Consider the following 995-nt stretch of genomic DNA (forward strand, 5'->3'; position numbering starts at 1 on the left):
ACCACCGGGTGGTCAGCGACGCCCTGGAACTGGAGCTGCGTCAACTGGACGACGCCTACGAGTTCCGTTTTCGCGTGCCGCCCGGCAGCCCGCCGCCGGCCCCGGAGGCGCTGGACGCCTTCGCCGCGATCTACGTGCGCAGCTGCCGCAATCGCCTGAGCCGTGATTTCGCCCCGCTGCTGGTGCAGCTGCAGCGCCCGGCGCCGGCCGATCCCGCGCCCTGGCAGGCGGTGTTCCGCGCGCCGCTGCAGTTCGATGCGGCCGAGAGCCTGCTGCGCTTCCCCCGCGCCGCCTTCGAGCAGCGCCTGGACGACGGCAACCCGGAGCTGGCCGAACACAACGAGGCGGTGCTCAAGCGCAGCCTGGAACAACTTCGCGCCGCCAGTTGCAGCGAGCGGGTGCGCAGCTGCCTGGAGACGCAGCTGCCGGACGGCGAGCCCTCGGCCGAGCGCATCGCCCAGGCCCTGCACCTGAGCCTGCGCAGCCTGCAACGCCACCTGGCCGAGGAGGGCACCAGCTACGAGGCGCTGCTCAGCGACACCCGCCACGCCCTGGCCCTGCGCCATATGCGCGATCCACGCTGCTCCATCGGCGAGGTCGCCTACCTGCTCGGCTTCAGCGACAGCAGCAGCTTCGGCCGCGCCTTCAAGCGCTGGACCGGGCAGACGCCGAGCCAGTACCGCGACGGCTTGAAGCAGCCATGAGCCAGTACGACCTGCTGCTGGCCGGCGCCGGCCATGCCCACCTCGGCGTGCTGCGCCGCTGGGCCCTGGTGGAGCGCCCGCCGGGACGCATCGCCCTGCTCAGCCCCGGCCCCGAGGCCTGGTATTCGGGCATGCTGCCGGGTCTGCTGGCCGGGCGCTACGCCGCCGCCGACTGTCGCCTGGAACTGCAGCCGCTGTGCCGCGCGGCCAAGGTGGAGCTGATCGAGGGCGAGATCGCCGCGCTGGATGCCACCAGCCGCCAGGTCGAACTTGCAGATGGCCGGCGCCTTG

1 protein-coding gene and 1 pseudogene are annotated in these 995 nt (G+C 72.7%); both read left to right on the forward strand.

All coding sequences use genetic code 11. The annotated features are described in order from the left end of the window. Positions 1 to 704 (forward strand): AraC family transcriptional regulator (locus tag N878_RS22255; protein ID WP_021445729.1); only part of this gene is annotated, 704 nt, incomplete at its 5' end. Beyond that, positions 701 to 995 (forward strand): annotated as a pseudogene (locus N878_RS22260) (pyridine nucleotide-disulfide oxidoreductase); the annotation flags it as partial. The gene N878_RS22255 and the pseudogene N878_RS22260, both read left to right, overlap by 4 nt.

The sequence above is a fragment of the Pseudomonas sp. EGD-AK9 genome (assembly GCF_000465935.2).
In the GTDB taxonomy this organism is placed as follows: Bacteria; Pseudomonadota; Gammaproteobacteria; order Pseudomonadales; family Pseudomonadaceae; genus Aquipseudomonas.